This window comes from Klebsiella sp. GW_Kp181 (assembly GCF_040062315.1).
In the GTDB taxonomy this organism is placed as follows: Bacteria; Pseudomonadota; Gammaproteobacteria; order Enterobacterales; family Enterobacteriaceae; genus Klebsiella; species Klebsiella oxytoca.
In genome coordinates, this window is record NZ_JBEAFR010000001.1 from 277260 (window position 1) to 296641 (window position 19382).

General features: G+C 55.5%; 21 protein-coding genes and 1 pseudogene. 6 read left to right on the forward strand and 16 right to left on the reverse strand.

The window, feature by feature from the left end:
- Positions 1-79: 79 nt before the first annotated feature.
- The gene (gene yaiA, locus ABLV11_RS01375) at positions 80-271 is read right to left on the reverse strand and encodes a protein YaiA (protein WP_004099393.1); all 192 of its coding nucleotides are present in this window, start codon (positions 269-271) and stop codon (positions 80-82) included.
- Between the two features lie 71 nt (positions 272-342).
- The gene (gene aroL / locus ABLV11_RS01380) at positions 343-870 is read right to left on the reverse strand and encodes a shikimate kinase AroL (protein ID WP_004099392.1); all 528 of its coding nucleotides are present in this window, start codon (positions 868-870) and stop codon (positions 343-345) included.
- A 334-nt stretch (positions 871-1204) separates the two neighbouring features.
- On the opposite strand from aroL, the gene ABLV11_RS01385 reads away from it, so the two are divergent.
- On the forward strand, positions 1205-1903 hold the full coding sequence (locus ABLV11_RS01385; protein WP_004099391.1) for a DUF2076 domain-containing protein: 699 nt from the start codon (positions 1205-1207) through the stop codon (positions 1901-1903).
- Here ABLV11_RS01385 and ABLV11_RS01390 read toward each other — a convergent pair.
- Positions 1900-2358: a YaiI/YqxD family protein gene (locus ABLV11_RS01390; protein ID WP_004099390.1), complete on the reverse strand. Its 459-nt coding sequence runs from the start codon at positions 2356-2358 to the stop codon at positions 1900-1902. The two genes, ABLV11_RS01385 and ABLV11_RS01390, sit on opposite strands and share 4 nt — an antisense overlap.
- Positions 2359-2473: 115 nt before the next feature.
- On the opposite strand from ABLV11_RS01390, the gene proC reads away from it, so the two are divergent.
- The gene (proC, locus tag ABLV11_RS01395) at positions 2474-3283 is read left to right on the forward strand and encodes a pyrroline-5-carboxylate reductase (RefSeq protein WP_004099389.1); all 810 of its coding nucleotides are present in this window, start codon (positions 2474-2476) and stop codon (positions 3281-3283) included.
- A 46-nt stretch (positions 3284-3329) separates the two neighbouring features.
- On the opposite strand, the gene psiF is transcribed toward proC, so the two are convergent.
- The 8 genes from psiF to ABLV11_RS01435 all read right to left on the reverse strand — a co-directional run bounded on the left by psiF (position 3330) and on the right by ABLV11_RS01435 (position 11190).
- A complete protein-coding gene (gene psiF / locus ABLV11_RS01400; protein ID WP_004099387.1) occupies positions 3330-3650 on the reverse strand; it encodes a phosphate starvation-inducible protein PsiF in 321 nt (106 codons plus the stop codon).
- 90 nt (positions 3651-3740) lie between these two features.
- The gene (gene phoA / locus ABLV11_RS01405; protein WP_024273826.1) at positions 3741-5171 is read right to left on the reverse strand and encodes an alkaline phosphatase; all 1431 of its coding nucleotides are present in this window, start codon (positions 5169-5171) and stop codon (positions 3741-3743) included.
- Between the two features lie 88 nt (positions 5172-5259).
- Entirely contained in the window at positions 5260-5520 is a 261-nt protein-coding gene (gene iraP, locus ABLV11_RS01410; protein ID WP_004099385.1) for an anti-adapter protein IraP, read from the reverse strand.
- Between the two features lie 229 nt (positions 5521-5749).
- Positions 5750-6742, reverse strand: a complete 993-nt coding sequence (locus ABLV11_RS01415; protein ID WP_004099384.1) for a substrate-binding domain-containing protein — start codon at positions 6740-6742, stop codon at positions 5750-5752.
- A gap of 66 nt (positions 6743-6808) precedes the next feature.
- Positions 6809-8098, reverse strand: coding sequence for an MFS transporter (locus ABLV11_RS01420; RefSeq protein ID WP_004110963.1), 1290 nt, complete (start codon positions 8096-8098; stop codon positions 6809-6811).
- A 96-nt stretch (positions 8099-8194) separates the two neighbouring features.
- A complete protein-coding gene (idnO, locus tag ABLV11_RS01425; protein ID WP_004099382.1) occupies positions 8195-8959 on the reverse strand; it encodes a gluconate 5-dehydrogenase in 765 nt (254 codons plus the stop codon).
- A 178-nt stretch (positions 8960-9137) separates the two neighbouring features.
- Positions 9138-10337 carry a multidrug efflux MFS transporter gene (locus ABLV11_RS01430; protein ID WP_004099381.1) on the reverse strand — a complete coding sequence of 400 codons (1200 nt, stop codon included), beginning with the start codon at positions 10335-10337 and terminating at the stop codon, positions 9138-9140.
- Between the two features lie 169 nt (positions 10338-10506).
- Positions 10507-11190 carry an extensin family protein gene (locus ABLV11_RS01435; protein WP_126488585.1) on the reverse strand — a complete coding sequence of 228 codons (684 nt, stop codon included), beginning with the start codon at positions 11188-11190 and terminating at the stop codon, positions 10507-10509.
- 101 nt (positions 11191-11291) lie between these two features.
- Between ABLV11_RS01435 and ddlA the strand changes: the two genes are divergently transcribed.
- Positions 11292-12389 (forward strand): D-alanine--D-alanine ligase, encoded by a 1098-nt coding sequence (gene ddlA / locus ABLV11_RS01440; protein WP_004110961.1) that lies wholly within the window; start codon positions 11292-11294, stop codon positions 12387-12389.
- 158 nt (positions 12390-12547) lie between these two features.
- Here the strand turns inward: ddlA and ABLV11_RS01445 are convergent, their stop codons facing one another.
- Positions 12548-12751, reverse strand: coding sequence for a DUF2754 family protein (locus ABLV11_RS01445; RefSeq protein ID WP_004099377.1), 204 nt, complete (start codon positions 12749-12751; stop codon positions 12548-12550).
- Between the two features lie 256 nt (positions 12752-13007).
- On the opposite strand from ABLV11_RS01445, the gene ABLV11_RS01450 reads away from it, so the two are divergent.
- A complete protein-coding gene (locus ABLV11_RS01450) occupies positions 13008-13310 on the forward strand; it encodes a DUF2755 family protein (RefSeq protein ID WP_004099375.1) in 303 nt (100 codons plus the stop codon).
- Here the strand turns inward: ABLV11_RS01450 and ABLV11_RS01455 are convergent.
- From ABLV11_RS01455 to ABLV11_RS01465, 3 genes are all read right to left on the reverse strand, one after another.
- Complete coding sequence (locus tag ABLV11_RS01455; protein ID WP_004099373.1) at positions 13307-14413, reverse strand: DUF1615 domain-containing protein; 1107 nt, start codon at positions 14411-14413, stop codon at positions 13307-13309. The two genes, ABLV11_RS01450 and ABLV11_RS01455, sit on opposite strands and share 4 nt — an antisense overlap.
- Positions 14414-14431: 18 nt before the next feature.
- Positions 14432-15652 (reverse strand): peptide antibiotic transporter SbmA, encoded by a 1221-nt coding sequence (sbmA, locus tag ABLV11_RS01460; protein WP_004099371.1) that lies wholly within the window; start codon positions 15650-15652, stop codon positions 14432-14434.
- A 117-nt stretch (positions 15653-15769) separates the two neighbouring features.
- Complete coding sequence (locus ABLV11_RS01465; protein ID WP_163529402.1) at positions 15770-16282, reverse strand: isochorismatase family protein; 513 nt, start codon at positions 16280-16282, stop codon at positions 15770-15772.
- Positions 16283-16503: 221 nt separating this feature from the next.
- On the opposite strand from ABLV11_RS01465, the gene ampH reads away from it, so the two are divergent.
- A complete protein-coding gene (ampH, locus tag ABLV11_RS01470; protein WP_016808633.1) occupies positions 16504-17664 on the forward strand; it encodes a D-alanyl-D-alanine-carboxypeptidase/endopeptidase AmpH in 1161 nt (386 codons plus the stop codon).
- 106 nt (positions 17665-17770) lie between these two features.
- Positions 17771-18745, forward strand: a complete 975-nt coding sequence (hemB, locus tag ABLV11_RS01475) for a porphobilinogen synthase (protein WP_004099358.1) — start codon at positions 17771-17773, stop codon at positions 18743-18745.
- A gap of 113 nt (positions 18746-18858) precedes the next feature.
- Here the strand turns inward: hemB and ABLV11_RS01480 are convergent.
- Positions 18859-19350 (reverse strand): annotated as a pseudogene (locus ABLV11_RS01480) (transposase).
- Positions 19351-19382 lie beyond the last annotated feature (32 nt).

The window sequence follows — 19382 nt, forward strand, 5'->3', positions numbered from 1 at the left end:
GTACTGTTAATTAATTAAAAATGTGATATATGCCCGGTTACGACTTTTTCAGAGCGAATCCCGGACATTTATTGGGGAATTATGACTTATCAGGATCTTCGTAACGCCGTTTAGCGTCCAGCGCTTCCTGTTCTGTAGGGTGCTCACTGATAAGCGAGTCAGGCGTCGGATGGTCAGCGCGCAGTTCGTACCAGGTCACCGTTTGCCCCTCGGGGCCTTTCTCAACAGCGACAACGCGCGCTTCCCTTGGATATGGAGGTCTGGTCGGCATAGCATTTCCTTTTTTTACCTTAAGAGATTTAAAGTATAGGCGCTGCCGATCCGTTTACCCCAGGTAAAGTCTTAACTGGTATAGGTCTCACCGCAGACGGTCGTCATAATCTGTTCAACGACTTCATCCGGCGGGACGGTCGCGTTGATAATATGATGCGCGGCGGCCCGATACAGCGCTTCCCTCTGTGCCAGCACCTCCCCCACTTCATCGCGGATCGGCTTTCCGGTCAGCGTAGGGCGCTGTTCCGCCTTCGGATAGGCTTCAAGACGACCAATAAGGGCAGAAACCGTGGCCTCAAGATAGATCACGACGCCATTTTCCCGCATAAACTGACGATTGTATTCGCTGAGAATAATGCCGCCGCCGGTAGCGATGATCGTTGCGGGTTGAGCGACGCGTTCCAGCGCCTGCGTTTCCAGAGCGCGAAAGCGTTCCCAGCCTTCCTGCTGAACGATAGTCGCCACGCTGCGTTGTTCATGCTCCTGAAGCTCATGATCCGTATCGGCAAACTGGAAACCGCGAGCTTCCGCCAGCGCATGACCGATCGTCGTTTTACCGCAGCCGCGAGGCCCGACAAGAAAAATTAGCTGTGTCATTACCGAAGACCCCTTGGTTCCGCGTTTTGCGGATAAATGAAAGCGAAAAGAGAAACAATGGTACCGCAAACTTACCCGACGATAACCGTAAAATAAACGTTACACACCATCTGCAAACCCTTTCACCTTAGTAATAGAAAGGACTTTAAATGTAAACTTATCATTGCACGTGGTGTTATGCCAGCTTTACTTTTGTACAAAAGTTATTTTTTGTTCGCAGTCTGGCGTAAACAGTAACACATTTCTGCACAGCTTTACGCAGCCACATATTTACAACATCCGTGCTTCGGAGCGAATCTGAGGCTAATCAATCAGTATGACAGAGGTATGTAGTATGCAATCTGAAGAGCAACGCCTTATCGATGGACTGTTTTCCCGGTTAAAAGAGGCCGAGAGCCGCAGCGCATCGCGCGATTCCAGCGCCGAGGAGCGGATTGCCGGGCACATTAAAGAACAACCGTTCGCCCCTTACTATATGGCGCAAACGATTCTGATTCAGGAAGCGGCAATCAAGCAGCTCAACGAGCGGATCCAGGCGCTGGAAAGTCAGGTCAGCCAGCTGCAGGCTGCGAAGCCGAGCAGCGGTGGCTTTCTCTCTGGTCTGTTTGGCGGCGGTCAGTCTCGCGGTTCCGATCCCATTCCTGGGGCCGAGCAGTATGGTCGCCCTCAGGCCAGCGTCCAGCCTCAGTATGCTCCGCAGACGCAACAGCAGAGCTATGCGCCTCAGGGCGCCCGCAGCGGCGGCGGTTTTATGGCCGGTGCGCTGCAAACGGCGGCGGGCGTTGCGGGCGGGGTGGTGCTGGGAAACATGCTCACCAATATGTTTAGCGGCTCGCATCCGCAGGAGATCGTTAATATCATCGAAGAGAAACCGCAGCCGGATCTCAGCCAGGCGCAGGACAATAGCGTCGCTGACGATACCTTCCGCCAGGATGACAGTCAGTTCCTTGCCGACAACAACGACTATGATGCCGACTTCGACGCCGGTTTTGGCAACGATGATTTCGGCAGCGACGACGACAGCTGGGTTTAACCCTGCTGGCGCTTGACGTCCAGCAGCCATTTCTCCAGCGCGGCGGCAAACTGCTGTCGATCGCGCTGGGATAAGCTATCCGGGCCGCCGGTCTGCACGCCGCTGGCCCGCATCGTTTCCATAAAATCGCGCATCGTGAGGCGTTCGCGTATCGTCGCCTCACTGTAGCGTTCGCCGCGCGGGTTCAGCGCCGCCCCACCCTTCGCCAGCACTTCCGCCGCCAGCGGGATATCGGCGGTAATCACCAGATCCCCCGGTTCACATAAACGTACGATTTCGTTATCCGCCACGTCAAAACCCTGCGCCACGCGCAGCGTGCGAATAAAGCGCGACGGCGGGACGCGCAGCGGCTGGTTAGCGACCAGCGTCAGCGAGATTTGCGTACGCTCGGCGGCGCGGAACAAAATATCTTTAATGACGTTCGGACACGCGTCCGCATCAACCCAAATAGCCATTGCGGCTCCTGTCGATGAAAAAGAGATAACGTATTGTCGCCTGCTTTGGCCTTCCGCGAAAGCAACAAGATGATAAGCTATGTCGCTAACGATAAAACAAACAAGGGGATTGGTGATGGAGAAGAAAATCGGCTTTATCGGCTGCGGCAACATGGGCAAGGCCATTCTCGGCGGCCTGATCGCCAGCGGACAGGTTCAGCCGGGACAAATCTGGGTCTACACCCCGTCGCCGGATAAAGTGGCGGCCCTGCACGACCAGTACGGCATAAATGCGGCGCAAAGCGCGCAGGAAGTGGCTCAGGTAGCGGATATTATCTTTGGCGCCGTTAAGCCGGGCGTGATGGTGAAAGTTCTCAGCGACGTTGCCTCCAGCCTGAATAAAGACTCTCTGGTGGTTTCCATTGCCGCTGGCGTCACCCTCGACCAGCTGGCGCGCGCTCTGGGCCACGATCGTAAAATAGTCCGCGCGATGCCCAATACGCCTTCGCTGGTTAATGCGGGCATGACGTCGGTTACGCCAAACGCGCTGGTTAGCGCCGAAGAGACCGCGGATATCCTGACCATCTTCCGTTGCTTTGGCCAGGCGGAAATTATTGCTGAGCCGATGATCCACCCGGTGGTAGGCGTCAGCGGCTCCGCGCCGGCTTACGTCTTTATGTTTATCGAAGCAATGGCTGATGCCGCCGTACTCGGCGGAATGCCGCGCGCTCAGGCATATAAATTCGCAGCCCAGGCGGTGATGGGCTCGGCCAAAATGGTGCTCGAAAGCGGGGAACATCCGGGCGCGCTGAAGGATATGGTGTGCTCGCCGGGCGGCACGACGATCGAGGCCGTGCGCGTGCTGGAAGAGAAGGGTTTCCGTTCCGCCGTTATCGAAGCCATGGCGAAATGCATGGAAAAATCAGAGCAGCTGAGCCGTTCCTGATATCCACATCGGACAGCGGGTGGGGTATCCCTCACCCGCTCATTTTCTACACCTGTTTTTTCAGGCACGCGCTCATAAATTTGCTGCGATCGTCACCTTTCAGCGACTGCTGGGTCGCCTGACCGTTGCACTCGCGCATTTTTAGCTGCTGAGGCGTTAACCCCTTACCGTCCTGGGCCGCGCCCTCTTTCTTCAGGCAGCTGCTCATAAACGTTTTACGCTCATCCCCTTTTAGCGACTTCGCTGATGCTTCTTTATTGCAGACGCTCATCTTTTGCTGCTGAGGGGTCAACTCTTTTTCCGCGGCACTCACCGCTGTCATAAATACCAGGCCAAAAAGTAGGGTCACAAGTAATGTTATTTTCATCGCACCATCCTCTATGAGTGGAACACTGTAAGTCTGGTCGCTGATGGAGAAAAAACCAGCCGGTAACGAAAATTCATCACCGGCGTCCGGTTATTTCAGATTAAGTGCGGCTTTCATGGTGTAAAACAGGTCGGTCTGATCGGTTAAGCCCACCACGTTAGCCGCATGCGGGCCATAGGCGGCGATACGCAGCTGAGTACCGGTATGCTCCATCGACTCTTCTTCAGAGTTGCCGTAGCTCATCACCATCACCGAGCCATCTTTGGTGTTCAGCGCCTGCGTCAGGCCCGGCGCTTTGGTATCGGCGGGGATAATCTGGCTGGCGTGAGCGTGGTCGGCGGTGACGATAACCAGGGTGTTGCCCTCTTTTTTGGCAAATTCCAGCGCCTTCTGTACCGCTTCATCCAGATCGACGGTCTCGCCAATCTGGCCGCACGGATTCGCCGCATGATCCTGTTTATCGATGGAAGCGCCTTCCACCTGCAGGAAGAAGCCTTTCTCATTGCTGCTCAGCAGATCGATGGCTTTTTCAGTCATCTGCGCCAGCGTCGGCACCGATGCATCGCGTTTCGGGTTCGGAGTACAGGTTACTGCCGCCTTATCGATATTGCCGTGATAAGACGCCTTTGGGCCTTCCCAACGCACCGGCATATTGCCTTCCGCGAAGAGACCGAGCAGCGGTTTATCCTGATTTGCCTGGCTAATGGCGGCCAATGAGCTGGCATCGGTAACGATCTGGTAGCCGCGGGCCACCGCCTGCTCGTGCAGCGTTTTGCCCTGCCATTCGCCGGCCGTCGCGCTTTCAGCGAAGGTTTTCGCTCCGCCGCCCAGCGTCACGTCGGGACGCGCGTTCAGCAGCTGTTCGGTAATGGAACCTTTCCCGCCCTTTTCCAGCGCATTGCTGGCACATTTTTCGCTGGTCACGCTCGGGCCGTAGCATTTACGCGAAGTGACGTGCGCCACCAGCGCAGCCGGCGTCGCGTCCTGCAGTTCCGCCGTTGAGACGTTACCGGTGGCTAAACCCGCCGCTTTCGCCAGCTCAAGGATAGTCTGATGATCTTTTTCATGGATATCGACGCCCAGCGCGCCGTTATAGCTTTTTACGCCGGTGGTCCATGCGGTAGCGGAAGCGGCGGAGTCGGTCACATAATTCGGCTTGCCGGTTTTCTTATCCAGCGAATAGTGGGTGTACTGGCCAGTCAGCGGCAGCGCGTCAATCCCTTTAAAAAATCCGCCCGCCCCTTCTGCATAATTTCGCGCGGCGGTAATTTCAGAATCCCCCATCCCGTCGCCAATCAGCAAAATAATATTTTTAGCCGGTTTATTGATTAACGAAGCGCGCAGCGCCTCGGTCCGATCGCCGCTTAAACGACGCGCGCCGCCCGGCGTGGTGATATCGCCCTGGGCGGCGCGATTTTCCAGAACCGGTGCGGTTGTTGTTTCTGCGTGAATAATCGGGGAGCCCAGCAGAGGTAGCAGGGCAATAAACAGGGCGCTTAATTTCACTTTTATCGTCTCCATGTAAAAAATACTTTAAAAAACAAAACGAGGGAGACTGTATAAAAGCGATGTGACAGTAAAATGACAGCATCCATACCTTGTCACGAAACTAACTACGAGGATGCCGTAACAGCTTTTTTATATATTGCTGCAGTAGCTGGGTATCGCGGTCATCGACCAGCGGGCCGGGGCTGGCCTCGTCGATCGCCTGCTCGATATCGCTGATGAGCGCCTGCTGGGCGTCCTGCGCCATATGGCGCAGCAGAGCAGTGACCACCACTTCCAGCGCCTCGACCTGGGCCGTCAGTTCCTTCGATTCTTCTTCCTTTTGGGCGAGTTTTACCAGTAGCTCAGCAATGAGATTCTTCACAGCGCTTTATCCTTATGCGAGGTCCGTAGTCTGCTATTTATGTCATACATTAGCCGTCGGTTGCCACAATTATTTTTTTAAAATGAATCGGCTCATCGATGAATAACAAGCGAAACGTTTTGCTCTTTACACCCCGCCATCCAGGAAATGACTCAATGACGGATTAATAAGCGACATAACCAAATTTAACAAATAAGAATAAAATGGAATATCGCTATTCTATCGATAACTATAACGTATCGCCATAATATATCTGGTAGGCCAGATTAACGCTGTCCGGCGCGTCTTTTCCGGCCAGACGTGCAATAAGTATTTCGCTCGCAGTTTTACCGATTTCATAACGTGGGGTAATGACGCTGGCGATTTTTTGCAGCCGGGCGCGGCCAATTTCCAGCCCGTGAAAACCGGCAATCGCCATCTCCTGCGGGACGGTTTTTCCCTGAGCCTGGCACTCCAGCAGCACGCCTACCGCCAGATCGTCGTTGGTACAAAAGATTGCATCGATATCCGGCCGCACCTGCTGCATTTGCAGAAACATCTGCCGGCCAAGCGCAACCGAGGAGATGGTGCGCGGCGCCATATGATAGGGCTTCAAACCGTGGGCCGCCAGCGCCAGTTCGGTTCCGTGAAAGCGGCTTAAATCGCGGGGATCGTCCATTGAACCAAAAAAGGCGATCGCCCGTTTACCGCTCTCAAGAAAGGCGTTCGTCATGTCCCACGCCGCCTTTTCGTTATCGAAACCTACCTGGATATCCAGTTGCTGACCGCCAAAATCCATCAGTTCAGCAACAGGAATACCGCTGGCGCGGACGTATTGCACCATGCGATCGCTATGCTGTTTTCCGGTCAAAATCAGCCCGTCAATGTTATAAGAGAGCAGGTTAAGCACCTCGCGCTCTTCACGCTGCGGATCGTATTCGTAGTTGGCAATCAGGGTCTGGTACTGGTGAGCGGAAGTGACGGATTCGATTCCGGCCAGCACATCGGCAAAAATCTGATTGCGAAAAGAGGGAATGAGCACGCCAATCGTTTTGCTGCGGGCATTAAGCAGGATTTCCGGCGCCCGATTAGGAATATAGTTGTTCTCTTCCATGACCTTCGAAATCAGCTCACGGCTGCGCTGGGAAACCTGACCGGGGTCGCGTAAATAACGACTGACCGTCATTTTATTCAACCCCGCCAGGTTGGCGATATCCTGCAATGTCATCCGGTTGTTTTTCATCAGGTTCTCTACGACAAACGACTTATGTCCTTGCAGAGAACCTTACCACAGCAGCGGCGGTTTATGTTAACCGGCGACCTTTTTTGCCGTCACCGAGGAGGTGGCGGGTTGTGGGTTAGCGCGCACGTTGTACATCAGCACGACGGAGGACAACAGCGCGATAGCCATAAAGGTATAGGATACCCCCGGTCCGCCGGTAATACCGTTCAGATACCCCACCAGCCACGCTCCAAGGAAAGCGCCGAGCGCGCCGAAGCTGTTGATCAGGCCCATCGATACCCCGGAGACGTTACGCGGCAACAGTTCAGGAATGAGCGCGAAGAACGGGCCATAGGGCGCGTACATGCACGCCGCGGCAATCACCAGCAGCAGGTAAGAGAGCCAGAACGCCTGGTTGCCCACCATCCACGAACCAAAGAAAGCGATAGCGGCAATCAGTAATAATGGCCAAATAAACAGCTTTCGATTCTGAAACTTATCCGACAGCCAGGAAACCGTCAGCATCAGGATGATTGCCGCCAGGTACGGCACCGCCGCCAGCCAGCCCACCGCCACGATATCCATCTGCGCGGCGTTTTTCAGAATTGACGGCATCCACATCATGAAGCCGTACACACCGATGCTCCACAGCGCATGGACCGCGCAGAGCATAATGACATTGCGCGAGCGCAGCGCTTCACCGTAGTTGCGCACTGGCTTGATATGACTCTGCTCGCTGTCCATCACCTTCTGCAGGGTCTCTTTTTCCTGCTCATTCAGCCAGGAAACCTCGGACGGTTTATCGCGCACCAGAATCCACCAGCATACCGCCCACAGCACCGCCGGAATGCCTTCGATAATAAACATCTCGCGCCAGCCCCACGCCTGAATGAGGTAGCCCGAAACGATCGACATCCACAGCACCGTCACCGGATTTCCGAGGATCAGGAAAGTATTGGCGCGTGAACGTTCGGTTTTGGTAAACCAGTTACTGATATAAATCAGCATTGCCGGCATCACCGCCGCCTCGACCACGCCCAGCGTAAAGCGAATCGCCATCAGCATCGGAATATTGCTGACGAACCCGGTCGCCGCCGCGCAAAATCCCCATAAAATAAGACTGAAGAAAATCATTTTTCGCACGCTGCGTTTTACCGCATATATCGCACCGGGCACCTGGAAAAAGAAATAGCCGAGAAAAAATAGTGCGCCAATAAGCGATGCCGTTCCTTTCGTAATCCCTAAATCACTTTCAATTCCCGCCGCAGCGGCAAAACCATAATTTGCGCGGTCAAGGTAGGCCAGACTATAGGTAATAAATATAATCGGCATTAAATACCACCAGCGACGCACGGGTAATTTCGCGAGCATTTGCATAAGCCATCCTCAGGTGTTGAATACCATCACACGGGTTTAATAATCCGTCCTTCAGGCAGTGCGTGCGCGCATGCGGTTCGAAGGACGTGAAGTGATTCAGACGGCGGCAAGCATCCCGCCATCCACGAATAACAAATGACCGTTAACAAAGTTTGCCGCTGAAGAAGCCAGATACACCGCGGCGCCAATCAATTCTTCCGGTTTGCCCCAGCGTGCCGCCGGGGTGCGCTGATACAGCCAGGCGGAAAACGCCTCATCGTTGACCAGGGCGGTGGTCATCTCGGTGGCAAAATATCCCGGTGCGATACCGTTAACCTGAATATTGTATTCCGCCAGCTCAACGCACATGCCGCGGGTCAGCATTTTAACTGCCCCTTTCGAGGCCGCATAAGGCGTAATGGTTTTACGCCCCAGCTCGCTCTGCATTGAGCAAATATTAATTATCTTCCCGGCGCGGCGGCCGATCATATATTTCGCCACCTGCTGCGAAACCAGGAAAACGCCCTTCTGGTTGACCTCAATAACGTTATCCCACTCCTCCTCCGGAAACTCGGTAAAAGGGAAACGTCGTTGAATCCCGGCGTTATTAATTAAAATATCAATGGCGCCGACCTCCGCTTCGATGCGGGCTATCGCCTGCTCGACCTGCGTCGCCTGAGTGACATCAAATGCGTACCCTACCGCGCGGAAGCCCTGCGCCACCAGCGCCTGCGCCGCCTGGTCCGCGCGGGCCTGAGTCCGATCGTTGATGATGATTTCTGCCCCATACTCCGCAAGGCCGCCGGCCAGCAAATTGCCTATCCCCTGAGCAGACCCGGTGATCAGCGCGCGCTTCCCTGTCAAATCGAATAAATTTCGCATAAAACCTCTTTTTTAGATAACTGTTACGCGTAACTGTATACGCGTAACAGTTAATAATAGAAGAGGATGAGAGGAGAAAATGATCGTTTTGTGATCGGTAATACATTTGAAGCTGAAGGCGGTCGGCGACCGGCATTGACGCTGTGATGTCAATACCGGCGAAGGAGAAGAGAAGGGATTAAGCCGTTGTACGACGGCTGCGACGCAGCATGATGGCCAGCTGCCAGATATTGATCAGGACAATAACCGCCGTCGCGATAAACACCCAGCGGAAGCCGGCCATGGCCGAGACCGATGCGCCGATTAACGGACCGGCTACGTTGCCAAGATACATAAACGACTGGTTATAACCAAAAATCCGCCCGGTCACGCTGTCGCTGCAGTATTTCAGCAGAAGCGTTTGCACCGCCGGCAGCATTGCCCCATCGGCAAAACCGAGCAGAAAACGCAGCACACCAAGCTGGAATGGGGTTGTGACGAACGACATGGCAAAGAACATCACCACCGCGCAGCATAGCGTCGCCAGCAGGATCCGCGAGGTGCCGATCCTGTCACCCAGTTTCCCCAGACGGGGAGCCGAAATCAGCGCCGACACGCCCGGTACGGCGGCGATCATGCCGGCAAGAAAGGCGATGTTATTGCTATCCGGCGCCATCGACTTAATAAAGAGCGCCAGAATCGGGCCAATTGAACCATTGCACAGTTGGATCACCAGGGTGGTGAAAAACAGGCTGATTACCAGACCCGGATAAGGCAGCGAGGCAAACACCGCCTTACCGCTCAGCCGCTCCGCCTTACTCATCTGCGGGCGGACGCCCTCTTTGATCAGAAACAGCGTCACCAGGAAACTCACGGTCAGTAAAACAGCAGTGATGATAAAGACCGCGCGCAAACCGACATGGTCAGCCAGGAAACCGCCGAGCAGCGGCCCACCGATCACGCCGCTGATTTGCGCCGTTGAAAGTGTACTCAGCGCCCAGCCGCTACGCTCGCGCGGAACCTGAGACGCCACCAGCGCCATAGCGTTAGGAATATAGCCGGAGGTCAGCCCCATCACCGCACGCAGGATAAACAGTTGCCAGACGTTGGTGGCAAAGGCCTGGAGTAAAATGGCGATGGCCATCCCCAGCGAGGCGCGCAGCAGCATTAGCTTGCGCCCTTTGCGGTCGGCCAGGCTGCCCCACATCGGCGAGACGATCGCTGACACCAGAAAGGTGACGCTGAAGGTCAGCCCAGACCACATGGATAACGCTTCGTGCGAGGTTACGCCGAGTTGAGAAACGTACAGCGGCAAAAAGGGGAGAATTTGGCTGATAGCCAGTCCGGTAAAAAAACAGCCAAACCAGACGGAGATAAGATTAACCTTCCAGGATTCCATAACTACGCGTATTCATTAATTTTTTGGCAATTATTACCTAGCTTAGCAATTTCCCCGATCCGCCGTACTACCAGAGATGCGCCAGAGGTGAGTTTAGTGTTTTATGACACCATATAGCCCTGTTGTGAATGATTTCGTGGTGAAAATCGTGGTGTACAGTGAGTTATGCTTAGAAACAGAAACCCTGGCCGCGCATCCCGAAGTGAAAATGGTTGGCATGGGCCGCGTTATAGTCCGGCCCTAAAGCGTTGCCGTAATAGCGGCAACCGCCGGCCAGTAACGCCTGCAGCCAGGGGTGATACTGCGCATCAGGCCATCCTTTCAGCACGCTGACGCGTCGGCCATCGGACAGACGAAAGCCGCTGACATCCAGCGCCTCCGCGGTAGCGTGCTCACTGCGCCGCGCGTTCTGGCGATGGTAAATATTACGGCAGGCATAGCTGCCAAAATGGTCAATCTGGCGGAGCTCTTGCCCCAGCATCTGGCGAGTCAACGGTTTCGCCTGCTGTTGCAGATATAGCGCGCTGCTCAACGCCAGCGGACAACTGGCAAGAAAGCTGCTGCTGAGCTTCACCGTGCCAAAATCACGCACCCGAACCACATTCTGCAGAGGACACGCTCCTCCGCTATCGGCCACCGGCTGGCTGGAAATGAGCTTCCGCCGGTTGGCCTCCTCAAGCAGGCCAGCGCACTCGGCGGGCGTTAATCGCCGCAGTTTATAGTGGCTGAGGAGTCCCGGGGGGTCTTCCAGGCGCAGCGGCGCGAATGGATTGTACTGTGCGGGAAGATAACGATAGCCGTAATATCCGGCCGCCAGCAGCGCCAACAGAACGATAAGACCTTTTCCTTTCACGCGCCGCCTCCCAATGCTTTACCCGGTGAATATTATGGCAGCCAGGGGGCTCTTTCACATGCTATGTTATGCCCTTTGATGTAATCATGATGGAAGTTGAAATGGCTAAGATGAGGGTTGGGATCGTTTTCGGCGGTAAGTCGGCAGAACATGAAGTGTCGCTTCAGTCAGCGAAAAATATCGTGGAAGCGATCGATAAAACGCGCTTCGACGTAGTTTTGCTGGGGATTGATAAGCAGGGGCAATGGCATATTAACGACGCCAGTAACTATCTGCTCAATCCGCAGGATCCTGCCCATATTGCCCTGCGCCCGTCCGATATTACGCTGGCGCAGATTCCCGGACGCGAGGCGCAGCAGCTGATTAACGCCGATAGCGGCCAGCCGCTGGCGGCCATCGACGTCATCTTCCCGATCGTTCACGGCACTCTTGGCGAAGATGGTTCTCTGCAGGGTATGCTGCGGATGGCTAACCTGCCCTTCGTCGGCTCCGACGTCCTCGGCTCCGCCGCCTGCATGGACAAAGACGTCACCAAACGTCTGCTGCGCGATGCCGGGCTGTCGATTGCCCCTTTTATTACCCTGACCCGCGCTAACAGGAATCAGGTAAGCTTTGCCGAGGTGCAGGCGAAGCTGGGCCTGCCGCTGTTTGTTAAACCGGCGAACCAGGGCTCCTCGGTGGGCGTCAGCAAGGTCAACAGCGAAGAGCAGTATCAGCAGGCCGTCGCCCTGGCCTTCGAATTTGACCATAAAGTGGTGGTCGAACAGGGGATTAAAGGGCGTGAGATCGAGTGCGCGGTATTGGGCAACGATAATCCCGAGGCCAGCACCTGCGGTGAAATCGTCCTCAACAGCGAATTCTACGCCTATGACACCAAGTACATTGACGATCAGGGCGCGAAAGTGGTGGTTCCGGCGGCCATCGACAGCGATGTAAACGATAAAATTCGCGAGATCGCCGTTCGTGCCTATCAGACCCTCGGCTGCAGCGGCATGGCGCGCGTCGATGTGTTCCTGACCGCCGATAACGACGTGGTGATTAACGAAATCAATACGCTGCCGGGTTTCACCAACATCAGCATGTATCCGAAGCTATGGCAGGCCAGCGGCCTGGATTACACCAGCCTGATTAGCCGCCTGATTGAACTGGCGCTGGAGCGTCACGCCGCCGATCGGGCGCTGAAAACATCGATGAATTAATCAAGGTATCGCCCGGTGGCGGCTGGTGCCTTACCGGGCCGGTAGCCCGGACAGATGCGCAGCATCGCCTCCGGGAAACCACATCCAACACGGCTTCAGGTTATCTCCCCGGGGGCGGCGCAAGCGCCTGCCCGGGCTACGGGTTCACCACCTCCGCTTTACGCTTCCTCTGGCGGACGGCGGCGAATAATAAAACCGGCGATCCAGAAGCTAATCACCCACGTCACCAGCCCAACCGCGTATGAACGCCAGCCTTCGGTTTCATACCCCAGCAGCCCGACTACGCCATTCATAATAAAAATTAACCCCAGGGCAACCGCATAGTAGTGCCAGTCGCGGCGGATTTTTTCAGTGAGTTTCATAACCACTCCGACAACAAAAAAAGCATCTTCGCATAGCCATCACCGCCGGTCTGCAGCCGCGTGGAGAATTGTCGCACATTGCGATAGCGGTCTAAATTTCACAAATTTGTAGCAAACTCACAAGCCGATGAAATCAGGAATATTCCTGGGCGGAAATTACCAGCAATCTGATACTGGAATCCCCCCGGGGTTGCCAGAATGACTCGTATGTAGCCGAAGTAAAAAATCGGCAAGAAAGCGAAGTCCGGAGGTCAATATGGCTGAGTTCACCTTTGCAAAGACCGTCAACGGCGGCAAAAAGAGGAGCGCTATTACCAGCAGCAACATCGCCTATGCTCTGTTTGTGCTGTTTTGCTTCTGGGCCGGCGCGCAAATGCTGAGCATGTTAATCCACGCGCCGGGCGTTCTTGAGCACTTGATTCAGATGCAGGACAGTAGCCGCCCCCGGGTCGAAATTGGCCTGCTGGTCGGCACCCTGTTTGGCCTGATTCCCTTCGTGGCGGCCAGCCTGTTAATTGGCATATCAGGGCTGATTTTCCGCTGGCGCAGCCGCCGTTAGCGGCGCGCCATACAGCTGGCCCGTCGGTCGTCAACGCGTTTGGCAAACCAGGCGGTGGTCAGATTACGGGTGATTTTGGGGCTCTCAAGCTGTATACCCGGCAGGACTTCCCGCGGAAGCGTTTTACCGGCTTTCTTATCGGCGATGCGAAATACCTGTTTATAAAGATCGCTCTCTTCAAACGCCAGCGTGTCACCTTTCTTTAACTGACGATGGATCTCGTCATCGCTCATCGCCAGCTGGGAGGATAAGCGGCGCACCGCCAGTTCGGTGGTTCCCGCCTCGTCGCTGTCGTAGCGAATTAAGTCGCCATCCAGCGCCAGCTTCACGCCCGTTGCTTTAGAGACGGCATTCTGGAAGGCGGCATTGCGGCTGGCGTACCATCCGGCGTTAAAATCAGCAAAACGGTACAGCGGTACGCTGTAGTTCGCCGGATAGTTCAGCAGATGATAGGTGCCAAACCACAGACCGCCGCGCAGACTGAACACCTCCTGGCGCACGGTACCGTCGATTTTCCACGGATAGCCGTCAGTGTGCTGCTCGGCGAAAGCAATGCTGACCTGCATCGGGCCGCCGGTATGCACCGGGTTCAACGAGCCGAACAGCTTCTGTCCCATCGGCACCATGCCGATAAAATCATCGAAAATCGCGCTCAGCTGCTTTTCGGTTTTCACGCTATCCAGACGTTCGCTATAGCTTTTGCCGTTGGGTGATTTAATTTTCAGCGCGGTATGTACCAGAAAAACCGGAATGTGCATTTTTTCCGCCCGGCGGTCTATCTCCTGCCAGGCGATTTTATTCAGCCCCGGCACCGCCGGGTCAGATTGATAGTTGGATTCCTGCTGCGCCACCGCCAGCACCGAACAGACGTTCTCTTCCGTCGGCGCCAGCTTCTGACTGGCAAAGGTTTTGGCGATGGCCTGCGCCCAGGCTTCGCGATCCTTCACGCTGGCGGGCATTTTCTGCCGCACTACCGCGGCGACATCAATCGCCTTTTCGCCCTTTTTCAGCTCCGGCTCCGGTTTGCTGGAGCAGGCGCTGAGGACAATCCCTGCCAGTAGCGTCAGGGTGAGAGAAGTGATTCTGGATTGCGCTACCGGCATGGTTCATCCTTGCGTTGATTAACTTAATGTTTGCGTCACGGTCTGCAGCTCTTTGCCATCCAGCTCGCGCTCGAAGCTGCGCAGACGTTTGTAGATAGACATCAGCTCAACCAGTGTAGTCCATGAGCTGATCAGGTACTGGAACGAACCGCGAACCTGGCCAAAGACGTTGGTTATCTGAGTCATCAGGCCCAGCGTAATCGTACCGGCAACAATCGACGGAAACAGCAGGAACAAACCGAAAACGTTATCCACCTGCAGATACAGAATACGGGCGATATTGAAATACATATAGTGGAAATAGAGGCGGAAATAGTTGCGGCGCACGGCGCCAAAGAGTTCACGCACCGTCGGCGGCGTCGCGCGGTTAGCGTCATCTTCGCCGTAAACCAGCTCTTTACGATAGGCGGCCTCAACGCGCTGGTTTTTGAACTCCAGGCCGGGCAGCTTGATCCCAACGACCGCCAGCAGGCCGGTACCCATTAACGACCAGACGATGGCGGCAATCACCAGGCCGTAAGGCAGATGACCGACAATCGGTAAATCCGGGACGTGCGCGGAGAGCGTTACCAGCACCGGCAGGAAGGCGATAAGGGTCATCACCGCGTTAAGGAAGCTGACGCCCATGCTCTCCAGCGTGGAAGCAAAGCGCATGGTATCTTCCTGCACGCGCTGCGCGGCGCCTTCGATATGGCGCAAATGCTGCCAGTGCGCCATATAGTGTTCGTTCATCGCGGTACGCCAGCGGAAGACGTAGTGGCTGACGAAGAAGTTGTTCATCACGCCGATCACCACTGCGATTAGCGCAATGCCGAGGAAGATGCCAATTTCATGATAGAACTGGTTAATGCTGACCTTGTGCGGCGTTGCTAGCGCGGCCTGGATAAGATCGTAGAACGGAGCATACCAGGCGTTAATGGCCACCCCAACCTCGACCAGAAACCAGGTAACGAAAATAATCAGCGAGGTACCGAGGATCGACCAGTACTGCCAGCGGTGCGGGCTGTAAATAAACCAGAAAAGGGCGAAAACGCCCACGCAGAATATGTAGAAGGCGTAGAACACCAGGTAGTTGAGGGACCAGAAGCGCGCCGCGCTAATCGCCACATCCTGCGATGCGCCGGTGACCCGCAGCAGCCAGTCGCCGCCGCCCGCCTGCCAAAAGATCACCGCCAGCAGCGACCAGATAAAGGCAGAAATAAAAAACGGCCCCGGTTTGGGGAAAAAGGATTTAAACATCTTGCTCTCCTGCTAACTTCTTTTTCGTTTTGCTGTGCTGTGTACCACAAAAGCGCCCGCCGCAAAGCCGTCGCAGCGAAGCAAAGTGGGCGGATGATGAGACCGGATATCAGCAGCTTAGTTCGCCTGCCATCCGCTAAGAATTGTTTCTGTCGGTTTCACCTGTAAAGGATTGCCGGGAACGGTCAGTGAACGCCACACATCGTTGTAGTGGGCGATCAGCGTGACGGCCGGCGCCGCTGGACGGTTGGCGGTAGTGTGGGCATCTTCCGCGACGGTAATCGCGTAGCCCCGGCTGGCGCCGTTTTTGATGGTGGTATCCACGCAGTAGTCGGTGGCGCAGCCGCAAATCACAAACTGCGTGATGTGATGTTGGCGCAGCACCTCTTCCAGACGGGTACGGTAAAAGGCGTCGCAGGCGGTCTTAGTCACGTATAGGGAGCCTGCGGGTTGGATCAGCTCGGGGAGCAAAGCAAAACCTTCGCTCCCCTCTTCGAGGCCGCCCGCTTCGCAGTGCTGAATGAAAATTACGGTGTCCGCAGCGTTAATCAGGCGGTTAATTTGCGCCGCGCAGCGCTCGCGCTCAACTCGCGGCGTCGCGAAAACGCCGTTTTGCATATCCACTACCATCACTACCCGTTTCGCCGCCATCTTCTCTTGCCACCCCTCTTTAGCCAAAACGATCATCATACGCGCCCGCAGGTGAATGCCGCTATCCGAAAGCAAAAAAAGGATTTTTTACGCCAGGTTACGTTTTTCCGCACAGAATCGTGCTATTAGCGCTTTGCACGGCGGCGCTTCGTAGTATAAATACGCTCTATATTTTTTCTTCATCATGATGGATGCTCCCGTTGAAACGTAGTCTGCTCATTTTTGCTGCGCTGTGCGCGGCGTCGTTGACATCGGTCCAGGCCGCACAGCCGAGCGTCGACCCGGAATTCGCCGCTGATGTGGTCGATCGTTACGCTAACCATATCTACTACGGCAGCGGCGCAGTCGGTATGGCGCTGGTGGTTATCGACGGAAACCAGCGCGTATTCCGCAGCTTCGGCGAGACGCGCCCGGGCAATAATGAGCACCCGCAGCTCGATTCGGTGATCCGCATTGCCTCTATCAGCAAATTGATGACCAGCGAAATGCTGGTCAAACTTCTCGATCAGGGCGTGGTTAAGCTCAACGATCCGCTAAGCAAATATGCTCCGCCGGGTGCGCGGGTGCCGACTTACCAGGGGGCGCCTATCACGCTGGTGAATCTGGCGACCCATACCAGTGCCCTGCCGCGCGAGCAGCCCGGCGGCGCGGCGCACCGGCCGGTATTTGTCTGGCCAACTCGCCAGCAGCGCTGGAACTGGTTATCCACCGCAACGCTGAAAACCGCTCCTGGCACCCAGGCCGCCTACTCCAATCTGGCATTCGATTTACTCGCCGATGCGCTCTCTACCGCTGCGGGCAAGCCTTATCCACAGCTGTTTGAAGAGCAGATTACCCGTCCGCTGGGGATGAAAGACACCACCTTTACGCCTTCGCCGGATCAGTGCCGGCGCCTGATGATTCCCGAGAAAGGAGCCAGCCCGTGCAACAACACTCTGGCGGCCATCGGCAGCGGCGGCGTCTATTCCACGCCGGGCGATATGATGCGCTGGATGCAGCAGTTCCTCTCTTCCGATTTCTTCGCCCGTGGGCAGCAGGCGGACCGGATGCAAACGCTGATATATCAACGCAGCCAGCTGACGAAGGTGATCGGTATGGACGTGCCGGGTAAAGCCGATGCGCTGGGCCTCGGCTGGGTCTACATGAAGCCGAAAAACGGCCAGCCGGGCATTATTCAGAAGACCGGCGGCGGCGGCGGCTTTATTACTTACATGGCGATGAACCCGCAGGCCAACGTCGGCGCCTTCGTGGTGGTCACCCGTTCTTCATTGACGCGTTTCAACAACATGAGCGACGGGATCAACGAGCTGGTCAGTGAATTAAGCGGCGTCCGCACCGGGATTGAGACCGCCAGCCAGTAACCTGTGGGGATGTTTTGCCGACGATTGATAAGGATCGTTTTGGCGAAACATCCCGCCGCCAATTGAGGTAAACTCACTTTTTTCATTTCACAAAATCAGGCAAACCATGACAGATTTAATCACTCGCCCACGCCGCCTGCGCAAGTCCGCTTCGCTACGTGCCATGTTTGAAGAGACAACACTGAGTTTGAACGACCTGGTGTTGCCGATCTTTGTTGAAGAAGAAATCGACGATTACACGGCCATTGAAGCCATGCCCGGCGTGATGCGTATTCCGGAAAAACACCTGGCGCGCGAAATCGAGCGCATTGCCAACGCCGGCATCCGTTCGGTGATGACCTTCGGCATTTCCCATCATACCGATGCCGTTGGCAGCGATACCTGGAACGAAAACGGCCTGGTGGCGCGCATGTCCCGCATCTGTAAAGAGGCGGTGCCGGAGATGATCGTCATGTCCGACACCTGTTTCTGCGAATACACCTCCCACGGCCACTGCGGCGTGCTGTGCGATCACGGCGTGGATAACGACAAAACTCTTGAGAATCTCGGCAAGCAGGCGGTGGTCGCCGCTGCCGCAGGCGCGGATTTTATCGCGCCTTCCGCCGCGATGGATGGCCAGGTGCAGGCTATTCGCCAGGCGCTGGACGCCGCCGGATTTACCGATACGGCGATTATGTCCTACTCCACCAAATTCGCTTCATCGTTCTATGGCCCGTTCCGCGAAGCCGCGGGTACCGCGCTGAAAGGCGATCGTAAAACCTATCAGATGAGCCCGATGAATCGCCGCGAAGCGATTCGTGAATCGCTGCTGGACGAAGCCCAGGGCGCCGACTGCCTGATGGTCAAACCGGCCGGTCCCTATCTTGATATCCTGCGCGATCTGCGCGAGCGCACCAACCTGCCGATCGGCGCGTACCAGGTGAGCGGTGAATACGCGATGATTAAGTTCGCCGCCCAGGCTGGCGCTATCGATGAAGAGAAAGTGGTGCTGGAAAGTCTCGGCGCAATCAAGCGCGCCGGCGCGGATCTGATCTTCAGCTATTTCGCCCTCGATCTGGCCGAAAAGAAAATTCTGCGTTAATTCGGCTATTACCGTTCCCCGGTCGCGGCTGTGTACGACCGGGCTACAGGCTCACAGCTATCTGTGGGTTGGTAGCCCGGACAGGCGCAGCGCGCCGCCTCCGGGAAGTCATTTTAACAACGCTCGCCGCACAATAATTCCTTCACCTCCCCACCCCAATCAACAGGATACAAACTACGGCTTACATCGCGATGAAAGGTTGAATAGGGCCAATCCCGTACCTACCTTACCCACCCGTGCTTAATCGGATTGATATAAATATAATCAACATGGCTTCGGTAATCCTTCTGGTTGCGAATGGCGTGTTCCCAATATCTCGGTTGCCACACGTTATGCGCGCCTGTTAAACCTGAAAAATGCTTTTTAATTGCTCTCCAGCGCGATGGAAAATCGCTGTCGTTGTCAGGTAAGGTCCAGATGCAATGAAGGTGTTCGGGGAGCACCACCCAGGCATCAATATGAAAAGGTTTCTGTTTGTGGACTATTGCCACCGCCTGTCGTAACGCATCAATATGCTGAACCAGAAATCGACTCTCTCTGTCGTGTAAATTGACGGTGAAAAACCAGCTCCCACCCTTGAGGTAATAACGACGATAATCGACCATCGGATGCTCCCTGCCGAAGATATTTGCCTGTT

Excerpts from the sequence above, each read along its gene's own strand:
- yaiA (WP_004099393.1), bottom strand. The coding sequence starts at position 271 with ATGCCGACCAGACCTCCATATCCAAGGGAAGCGCGCGTTGTCGCTGTT.
- aroL (WP_004099392.1), bottom strand. The coding sequence starts at position 870 with ATGACACAGCTAATTTTTCTTGTCGGGCCTCGCGGCTGCGGTAAAACG.
- ABLV11_RS01385 (WP_004099391.1), top strand. The coding sequence starts at position 1,205 with ATGCAATCTGAAGAGCAACGCCTTATCGATGGACTGTTTTCCCGGTTA.
- ABLV11_RS01390 (WP_004099390.1), bottom strand. The coding sequence starts at position 2,358 with ATGGCTATTTGGGTTGATGCGGACGCGTGTCCGAACGTCATTAAAGAT.
- proC (WP_004099389.1), top strand. The coding sequence starts at position 2,474 with ATGGAGAAGAAAATCGGCTTTATCGGCTGCGGCAACATGGGCAAGGCC.
- psiF (WP_004099387.1), bottom strand. The coding sequence starts at position 3,650 with ATGAAAATAACATTACTTGTGACCCTACTTTTTGGCCTGGTATTTATG.
- phoA (WP_024273826.1), bottom strand. The coding sequence starts at position 5,171 with ATGGAGACGATAAAAGTGAAATTAAGCGCCCTGTTTATTGCCCTGCTA.
- ABLV11_RS01415 (WP_004099384.1), bottom strand. The coding sequence starts at position 6,742 with ATGAAAAACAACCGGATGACATTGCAGGATATCGCCAACCTGGCGGGG.
- ABLV11_RS01420 (WP_004110963.1), bottom strand. The coding sequence starts at position 8,098 with ATGCAAATGCTCGCGAAATTACCCGTGCGTCGCTGGTGGTATTTAATG.
- idnO (WP_004099382.1), bottom strand. The coding sequence starts at position 8,959 with ATGCGAAATTTATTCGATTTGACAGGGAAGCGCGCGCTGATCACCGGG.
- ABLV11_RS01430 (WP_004099381.1), bottom strand. The coding sequence starts at position 10,337 with ATGGAATCCTGGAAGGTTAATCTTATCTCCGTCTGGTTTGGCTGTTTT.
- ddlA (WP_004110961.1), top strand. The coding sequence starts at position 11,292 with ATGGCTAAGATGAGGGTTGGGATCGTTTTCGGCGGTAAGTCGGCAGAA.
- ABLV11_RS01445 (WP_004099377.1), bottom strand. The coding sequence starts at position 12,751 with ATGAAACTCACTGAAAAAATCCGCCGCGACTGGCACTACTATGCGGTT.
- ABLV11_RS01450 (WP_004099375.1), top strand. The coding sequence starts at position 13,008 with ATGGCTGAGTTCACCTTTGCAAAGACCGTCAACGGCGGCAAAAAGAGG.
- ABLV11_RS01455 (WP_004099373.1), bottom strand. The coding sequence starts at position 14,413 with ATGCCGGTAGCGCAATCCAGAATCACTTCTCTCACCCTGACGCTACTG.
- sbmA (WP_004099371.1), bottom strand. The coding sequence starts at position 15,652 with ATGTTTAAATCCTTTTTCCCCAAACCGGGGCCGTTTTTTATTTCTGCC.
- ABLV11_RS01465 (WP_163529402.1), bottom strand. The coding sequence starts at position 16,282 with ATGGTAGTGGATATGCAAAACGGCGTTTTCGCGACGCCGCGAGTTGAG.
- hemB (WP_004099358.1), top strand. The coding sequence starts at position 17,771 with ATGACAGATTTAATCACTCGCCCACGCCGCCTGCGCAAGTCCGCTTCG.